The following is a 7,699-nucleotide window of genomic DNA, read 5'->3' on the forward strand; positions in this document are numbered from 1 at the left end:
GTGTACTCGAGTACGCAAACGGCGTGAACATGGTATTCTCTTCCACGCTTGCCAGTTCGTTCAGCAATACGTACATCTTGTTTCAGGGCAGCAACAACTCCCTGCTGCTCAGGGAGAAGAGGGGGTGGATGATCAAGGAAGACGATGCACCCTTGCTCGGTTGGGAGGTCTATGCTCGGAAAGAGCCGACGATGGACGAGTCGGGGATATGCCTGGTCGCCGACGCGACGAAGTTAATCGCCGCCGGAAAGGAGCCGGGGCACGAAGCGGAGTCGGCGACGGCGAAGGAGGCGATCTACTTCGCCCTGGAGAACTTTACCAGGAGTATACGCGAGGACCTGAAGTCCTCCTGTGGCCCGATCGAGTCGTATCAGTCAGCGGTTGTGGCCATCAAGGCGAATGAGGCTGTGAACTCCGGAGGGAAGATTGATTTCCTCAGTGAGTGGTTCGAACTACAACAGTAGAGTTAGGAGCGTCAGGTAAATGGAACAGAAGGATCAGAAGGGCCTGTCACGACGCCAGTTCATGAGATCGGCGGGAATGACGGCTGCGGGGATGGTAGCGGGCACTCTGCTCGGCGACCGAGTCATCGCTGCGACGACGGGAGTCGCGCCCGCCGCAGGAAGAGTGATTGGGGCCAATGACCGCATAAACATGGGGGTCATCGGCGTAGGCGGCATGGGCGGAGGTCATCTCCACGCTCTCAAGGGTCTGGAGGCCGATCAGAACATCAAGGTTGTGGCGGTATGCGATGTGTTCGAGAAGCGCCGAAACGCGGCAAAAGTGACGGCCCAGGTCGATGATGCCTCCGTGTATGGAGACTATCGCAAGTTACTGGAGCGGAGAGATGTTGACGAGGTCGTCATTGCGACCCCGGACCACTGGCACGGCAAGATCGCTGTCGAGGCAATGCAGGCCGGCAAGCATGTCTATGTGGAGAAGCCGATGACTCGCTATCTCGATGAAGCGATGGAGATGTGGGAGACGGCAAAGAGTACGAACCGCCTTGTTCAGGTCGGCTCTCAAGGCTGTTCCGACAGCCGATGGCATCAAGCGGGCCAGGTGGTCAAGGACGGAAAGGTCGGCAAACTGCTGTGGGCCCAGGGAAGCTACTGCCGCAACAATCCGGGGGGCGAGTGGAATTATCACATCGACCCGGATGCGAACGCCGGAAACCTGGACTGGAAGATGTGGCTTGGATCAGCTCCGAAGCGCGACTGGGATCCGGAGCGGTATTTCCGCTGGAGGAAGTACTGGGACTACGGCACTGGGATCATCGGTGACCTGTGGCCGCACCGTCTCTATCCACTGATGATTGCGATGAATCTCACCGATTTCCCGAAGCGTGTTGCCTGCATCGGCAGCGACATCACGAAGAGCGACAAGGGCTATGGTGCACCGAGAGATGTTGCAGACGCGACGATGATGATGGTCGAGTTCCCCGGCGGGGAGATGATCTACTTGGCCGGCTCCACCGTCAACGAGCAGGGTCTGCAGGACATCATCCGCTTCAACAAGGGGACGATGTATATCGGCGACGGCTTCACGGTCAAGCCCGAGAGACCCTACGTGGACGAACTTGAGGAGTTCTCGGAACCCCGGAAGGGCCCGGGCGAGAGCCAGGTCGAGCATCACAAGAATATGTTCGACAGCATCCGGAAGAACAAGCAGCCGAACTGCGGTATCGAGTTAGGCGTTCGTGTGCAGACTATGGTCAGCATGGCCGAGACCTCGTATCGCAAGAACAAGATGATGGTGTTTGACCAGTCTCGACTGAGGATGCGTGCGGGGTAGGAAGGCAAGAAGTCGACAATTGAGTGGAGGCAGTCCCGTCGGACTGCCTCCATTTTGTTTGCTACGAACGCGAAGAGCCGGTCGCGAACATCGGTCGAGGGTTCAGAAAATCCCTTGCCTTTGCGTAGGCTTCGTCGGTTTCGTAGATGACCAGCAGATTGGTCAACCGGCGGCCCGGATGGCTTGGCACCAGGCCTCTGTAGTATAGAGCGGTGGAACTGCCCCCGTCAAGGTTGATTGCGTCAACCGCGCCGAGGTCTCTCATTATCCTCGCCATCTTGCTCAGGTACACCGGGCTGTTGACCGTCACGAGGAGCAGCTTGTTGTTCTTGGTCACGCCGACTGCGGCTCGGGCGGCCGCGCGATACATACCCCCGTCCTTGAAGCCCTCGGAGCTTGGAGAGACGTACGCAACGCCTGCGGACACCAGTCTCGGACCGCCGGAGATCACCGACACGTAGCCGGACCAGTCGTCGCGTCTGCCGAGGTAGGTGCGCTTGAACTCGACCTTGTTGTCCCCGGTGAAGCATATTGCGGTACCGACACAGCCAAAGGAGATGGGGTTACTCTCTATGACGAGGTCCGCCACTGGAGTAAGTCCGTTGACGCAGAAGTAGGTGCCGGTTATCGCTGCGGTGGGCTGAAGTCGGAATACCATCGAACCGAAGCCTTCCGACGTCCCAACCCCGTGCCTCGCCAGAGCGGGGGTAACCCTTACGGACTTGGCGTTTAGGTTGGCCGTAATGACGTGAACGGACACGTCGTGCAACCAGCGCTTCTGGTAGGAGATGTTACTCGCCGCGTCGGCCTGCGAGGACGGGCCGACCATGAACGGGCAGATCAGTAGTGCTAGCAGTGTGCGCCGCATATTCGGACCCCCCTTCCACACTTGCGTCGGAATGCCGGGTCCCGCAGCAGCATTCGCCCGACGGCAACCGTTCGGTTGCAGTGAGCCGGATCAAGTGTTTCCTACCTGACCCAGTCATAGTATATCATGAATCGGTCAATAATGCAACATGAAGCTGTCAAACACTGGCTGTGCCGGGCCGTGAGTGCTGAGTGTCTACTGGTCGGAATGCGGTATCATTTCGGCACCTCGACTATCTTCTTTCCGCTCCGTAGAGCGAGCTTCAGGAGCGGAGGGGTTACAAAGGTGGTTACCGCTATGACCGCCACGATCGCGGAGTAGAGATCCTGCTTTATGACTCCATTCGCAAGCCCGAAGCTTGCGAAGATAAGGCCGACCTCACCTCGAGGAATCATCCCGACTCCGACGGCCAGCCTCTTAACTCCTCGGCGGAGGACTCCCAGTCCCGAACAGAGCTTCATAGCAATGGCAATCACGATGAGAGCGCCTGTGAGTGCAAGGACTCCGGCGCTGCCTGACCTTGCGGGGCTGAAAACCATCACATCAACAGAGACCCCCAGCATCACGAAGAATATCGGGACGAAGATGTCTGCCACCGGCTTGATCCGCTCCTGGATGTGGGCCTGGTCCTCTGTCTTCGCGAGTACGAGTCCGGCGGCGAACGCGCCGACTATAGTGGCCAACTTGAGTTGGTGGGCCAGATACGCCATGCCGAATGCGAATATGACCGCGCTGACCGTCAGAGTACCGCGAGTTCGAAGGCGTCTCACTATGTTGAGGACACGGGGAGCCACCGGAACTCCAATCGCGACCGCGCCGATCAGAAAAGCTACGGCGAGAAGCGATATCCTGGCGATTCCCCACGCGGATACGGTGTGAGTCTTGACCAACCCTGCGACAACTGCGAGGATGATCAGGCCGATGACATCGTCAATCACCGCAGCTCCGAGGATAACTTTCGCCTCAGGTGTCCGCAGTCGCCCGATGTCGCTAAGCGTCCTGGCGGTGATGCCTACGCTGGTCGCCGTCAGTGTTGCGCCGATGAAGATGGCCGTCAGGGAGTCAAGGCCGAACCACTGTGCTGCGAGGTATCCGACCACGAACGGCCCGACGACACCGATGACAGCTACCGCAGCGGCTGAGCCGCCCACGCGCAGGAACTCCTCCAGGTCGCTTTCCAGTCCGACCTCGAAGAGCAGGACGATTGCACCGAACTCAGCGAGTACGTGCAGAACGTCGTTTGGTGAGATAAGCCCCAGCACGCTTACTCCGAGTACGACACCGGCAAGTAGCTCTCCCAGCACGGGAGGTTGTCCGAGGCGCTCGGATGCTTCGCCGAAGATCTTCGCCGCAAAGAGCATTATGAGTACTTGCAGTATGACTCGGGCGGGCTCGAGGGTTCCGGCGTGATCCATGCCTGTGTTCCTATGCGGTCTCCGTGGCCTGTTCGGATGACGTGCGCACCAGCAATACGGGTGTGGGGGCGCCTCGAAGCACGCGGTCGGCTACACTGCCGTAGACCCAACGCCGGATGCCGGAGCGGCCGTGTGTGGACATGACGATCAGATCCGCGCTGACTGCCCTGGAATGGTCGCATATCTCGGTGGCCGGATCGCCCTGGTTCACGGTGACGATGATCTCCAGTCCGGTGTGGTCGTGCTGCTCTGCGAGACTCCTCAGGTAGTCGCGGACCTGGGCGACTTCATCGTCAGCGCCGATCGGTACCCCGGCGACGGGTGCGACCACTCCGGGCTGCGGGTATACCTGATAGGACTCCACTACGGCGAAGAGAATCAACTTGGCCTCGAACTTCGCCGCGATGGCCAGGCCGTGGACGAGCGCCATTTCTGCCAGTTCTGAGCCGTCGAGTGTGACCATCACTGTCTTGTACATTGCGTTCGCTCCCCTCCGTTGGGTATTACTCCAATGATGCTCGGGATTCAAGGGATTTCGGCGATCGAGTGAGAACCTCGCAGCCGGATTCCGTGACCAGAACGTCGTCCTCGATTCGAACGCCTCCGAAGCCCGGGATGTATATTCCCGGCTCGACGGTCATCACCATCCCGGCGGCCAGGACGATATCGCTGTCCGGCGCGAGTATTCGCGTGTCGTGTATCTCGAGGCCGAGGCCGTGGCCGAGCGTATGCCCGAAGTTCTCGCCGTATCCCGTGGCCGCGATGTGATCGCGCGCGGCGGCGTCAATCTCCTTGCCTGTAGCTCCGGGCCTGATCTTCTCGATGGCCGCGCTCTGAGCATCGAGCACGATCTGGTAGATCTCCCGCTTCCGAGAATCCGGTGGCCCAAGTACGACCGTCCGCGTAATGTCGGAATGATAGCCGTCAACCCGCGCGCCGAAATCCATCAGGATGAACTCCCCGTCTCGCACAGGCCTGTCCTGAGGCTTGGCATGGGGCATCGCCGAGCGCGCTCCTTCAGCGACCAGTGTCTCGAATGCGGAATCCTCGGCACCGTGCCTCCTCATGAAGCAGTCGATGTCCAGGGCGATCTCGCGTTCGGTCATACCGGGCGCAACTTCACGGCTGATGTAATCGAATGCCGCGTCGGCGACCTCGGCCGCGTTCCGAATGAGTGCCATCTCATCCGAATCCTTCACGAGTCTGAACTCCGCGATGATATTCTTCACAGGAGAGAGCTCAACGTCGGGCAGGGCATCCTTCAGCCGACGCCAGTCCGCGTAAGACAGGGACGCTTCTTCGAAGCCGATGCGGCTCAGACCAAGTCTCCGGACGGTCTCGGGCACGGATTTGAGGATGTTGCCCCTGACAGTCGTCACCGTGCAGCCGCAGGTCTCGACCGATGCCTGCTCCGTGTAGCGAGAGTCGGTCAGCAGTATCGTGCAGTCTCCAGAGATGATGAGTATAGCGGACGATCCGGTGAACCCGCTCATGTAGCGCACGTTCACAAGGTCCGACACGATCATTGCGCCAAGACCGCGTTGACACAGCGCTTCACGGAGTCTCAGCAGTCGCTTGTCAGTCACCAAGATTCACTCCTCGCGCAGTTTCTTGGCCGCTTCGAGGCCGAGGACGTAACTGTAGGCCCCGAAACCGGATATCTGACCAGCGGATATCGGAGCGATCACGGACTTCTGTCGGAACTCCTCCCGCGCATGGATGTTCGAAAGGTGCACCTCGACCGTGGGAACGCCGACCGAAGCCAGGGCGTCGCGGATGGCGATGCTGTAATGGGTGAATGCGCCCGGGTTGATCACGATCGCGTCTGCGGAATCGCGCGCCGCATGGATCGCCTCGATCATGTCCCCTTCGCTGTTGAACTGGCTGATCCGCACGTCAACTTCGATCTCTGCGGCTCGCTGGCGGATCATTTCGTCAATCTCTGCCAGACTGGACAGTCCGTAGATTCCAGGCTCGCGTTCGCCCAGCAGATTGAGATTGGGACCGTGAATTACGAGTATCCTGATCATGGCTGGTCCTCCATCGTCGCCTCGTCCACGAGCATCACAGGTATTCCGTCGCGAATTGGGTAGGCCCGACCGCATTTCTGGCAGTAGAGCCTGTTATCCTTCAACTCCACATGAGGCCGCTCCTCGCATGCCGGACAGGCGAGGATATGGAGCAGTTTGTCGTCAATCTCCTTCATCTGCAAACCTTACTTTCCAAGCACCAGATCGAGTTCGCGCTGGGTCTCGACCTGCGCATCCATCAGAGCCTTCTCAGGAGTCTTGCGGCCGTAGAGGGCCGAATCCACCGCTCTCTGGAGAGACCCCATGTAGTACGCCTGAGCAGGCATGACCGGCCTCTGGTGACGGCACTCCTCGAGAATCCGCAGGAACATGTCGTAACCTGGTTTTCCGCGTACTTCCGCAAGGTACGGCGACTTCCGCCAACCCGGGAAGAGTCCTGTGTTCCTGCCGACCACTCTCGTACCGTCCGGATCGGCGCACAGCCAGCGTATCAGTTCCCACGCCTCTTTCGGATGGCGTGATCCTTTCGGAATCGCCATGCACCAGCCGCCGACCCATGAGCTGTGGGCCTCACCTGACGGCGGTGCGGGAATGTACCCGATACCGTAGTTGAGGTTCGGCGCGTACTTCCTGATGTCCTCGATTCCCGATATGTGGAGGCAGGTCATTGAGAGCTTGCCCGTGTAGAGAGGGTTCTGTTCCGCGGTGCCGAAGCCCGCCGCCAGCCCCTCTATCTTCTCGATGTCGAACTCCCTTGCGTAACTGCACATCCATTCGAGCGCCTCGACTACCCTTGCGTCGGACGCCGTGATGCGCTGTTTCGCCGGGTCGTAGAACGAGCCGCCGAACGACCATCCCCAGGTGAACATGGAGTTCGACGCGCCGTACTGCGCCCAGGGGATGATGCCGACCCGGGACAGTTTTCGGGTTGCGCCGATCGTCCGCCACTTGTTCAGCCGTCTGGCATATTGGTCGAGTTCAGCGATGGTATTCGGAGGGCGTTCCGGGTCTAGGCCGACCTCCTTGAAATGGTCCTTGTTCCAGACGAAGGCAAAGTTGGGATCGGCGCAGAACGTCATCGCCCACACGCTGTTTCGATACACGCACTGCTCCCAGCACGGTGCAAAGTAGTCGTCCGGCTTGATGCCGCCTGCGTAGATGCGGTCATCCAGGGGGGTAAGGGCTCCCTGCTCGGCCCACTCGGCGACCTGCGGGCCGTCAACGTAGATCACGTCGGGGGGTCGGTTTGCCGCCACTGACGTGAAGAACTTCTGGTTGTTGGAGAGATCGTTGGGTGTGAATAGAGGTCGAATCTCTACGCCGGGATGCGCCGCCTCGAAGGCCTTCATGGTTGCCGCGAACGCCTCCGCCTGGGTGCCTCCCCATGGATGCCACACGGTGATCACTTTGCGGTCTGCGTCCGATCCGTTGGATATCCGTCCGCAACCACCCGCTAAGCTGACTGCGAGGACAGCGAACCCCGCAAGGACCATTCTCGCTCTGTGCACGCACAACCCCCGAGGCCTATCGGCGTGAATATCCGCCATGAGGCACGGGCTATATTCTACCAGTGTGGGCGGACTCAGTCAACG

9 protein-coding genes are annotated in these 7,699 nt (G+C 59.7%); 2 read left to right on the forward strand and 7 right to left on the reverse strand.

The window, feature by feature from the left end:
* Positions 1 to 464: hypothetical protein (locus KBC96_15115; protein ID MBP6965722.1), on the forward strand; the 464-nt coding region annotated here is incomplete at its 5' end.
* 19 nt (positions 465 to 483) lie between these two features.
* A complete protein-coding gene (locus KBC96_15120; protein MBP6965723.1) occupies positions 484 to 1,794 on the forward strand; it encodes a Gfo/Idh/MocA family oxidoreductase in 1,311 nt (436 codons plus the stop codon).
* 61 nt (positions 1,795 to 1,855) lie between these two features.
* Here KBC96_15120 and KBC96_15125 read toward each other — a convergent pair whose 3' ends face one another.
* From KBC96_15125 to KBC96_15155, 7 genes are all read right to left on the reverse strand, one after another.
* The gene (locus tag KBC96_15125) at positions 1,856 to 2,662 is read right to left on the reverse strand and encodes a phosphodiester glycosidase family protein (GenBank protein ID MBP6965724.1); all 807 of its coding nucleotides are present in this window, start codon (positions 2,660 to 2,662) and stop codon (positions 1,856 to 1,858) included.
* Positions 2,663 to 2,877: 215 nt separating this feature from the next.
* Positions 2,878 to 4,077, reverse strand: coding sequence for a cation:proton antiporter (locus KBC96_15130; GenBank protein ID MBP6965725.1), 1,200 nt, complete (start codon positions 4,075 to 4,077; stop codon positions 2,878 to 2,880).
* A gap of 10 nt (positions 4,078 to 4,087) precedes the next feature.
* Entirely contained in the window at positions 4,088 to 4,555 is a 468-nt protein-coding gene (locus KBC96_15135; GenBank protein MBP6965726.1) for a universal stress protein, read from the reverse strand.
* Between the two features lie 25 nt (positions 4,556 to 4,580).
* A complete protein-coding gene (locus KBC96_15140) occupies positions 4,581 to 5,666 on the reverse strand; it encodes an aminopeptidase P family protein (GenBank protein MBP6965727.1) in 1,086 nt (361 codons plus the stop codon).
* A gap of 3 nt (positions 5,667 to 5,669) precedes the next feature.
* Complete coding sequence (gene aroQ / locus KBC96_15145) at positions 5,670 to 6,107, reverse strand: type II 3-dehydroquinate dehydratase (protein MBP6965728.1); 438 nt, start codon at positions 6,105 to 6,107, stop codon at positions 5,670 to 5,672.
* The gene (locus KBC96_15150) at positions 6,104 to 6,283 is read right to left on the reverse strand and encodes a Trm112 family protein (GenBank protein MBP6965729.1); all 180 of its coding nucleotides are present in this window, start codon (positions 6,281 to 6,283) and stop codon (positions 6,104 to 6,106) included. The genes aroQ and KBC96_15150 overlap by 4 nt, the downstream gene beginning before the upstream one ends.
* A 9-nt stretch (positions 6,284 to 6,292) precedes the next feature.
* Positions 6,293 to 7,615 (reverse strand): ABC transporter substrate-binding protein, encoded by a 1,323-nt coding sequence (locus tag KBC96_15155; protein MBP6965730.1) that lies wholly within the window; start codon positions 7,613 to 7,615, stop codon positions 6,293 to 6,295.
* Between the last annotated feature and the right edge of the window lie 84 nt (positions 7,616 to 7,699).

The sequence above is a fragment of the Armatimonadota bacterium genome (genome assembly GCA_017993055.1).
Lineage (GTDB): Bacteria > Armatimonadota > UBA5829 > DTJY01 > DTJY01 > JAGONM01.